We start from the raw sequence: 537 nt of genomic DNA, 5'->3' as shown, positions 1-537 counted from the left end.
CACTTAATGATTTATAGTGTAGACGATAGTATAAGAAAACAAGTCGTATCAAGTATCATTTCTCAAACGAATAAAGACTATTTTGAAAGTGTAACGTTAGTAGATACAAGCGAATACGGATTTGTTCAACATAAAGAGAATGTGACCCATTGCATCGTAGCAGAAAATGATGTAAATACACATCTCAAGCATTGGATGGAAACTATTCGCGAACGATCCAATGAATTAGCACAAGCAAGACAAGAAGGTAGAGAAATACCAACATTCGCAAAACAACTCATTGTTATCGCAAACGTTGAAGAATTGAATCGACTTGTTTACATCGACGACGTAGCGGCAGCAACTTTAATAGATTCATCTCGTGCAGTAGGCATCTACTTTATCTTGGCTGGGCATCATGAATATATGGACCGAAACAGAGATGCATTGCCAATGAAAATGCGAAATAAACTAACAACAGCAATTATCGCAATGCCTCTAAACGACCAAAGCATTTTCAGCATCAAGTATGTAAGTAACGAACCAGCTTTAGGAAAA

The 537-nt window shown here is 36.9% G+C and carries 1 pseudogene; it reads left to right on the top strand.

The features are described 5' to 3' along the window. Positions 1-537 (top strand): annotated as a pseudogene (locus tag MR109_RS29630) (type VII secretion protein EssC); the annotation flags it as partial.

The sequence above is a fragment of the Bacillus cereus group sp. BfR-BA-01310 genome (assembly GCF_022664325.1).
Classification (GTDB): domain Bacteria; phylum Bacillota; class Bacilli; order Bacillales; family Bacillaceae_G; genus Bacillus_A; species Bacillus_A paramycoides.
Note: the sequence above shows the minus strand (reverse complement) of the source record. Positions and strands in the feature narration are given on the sequence as shown.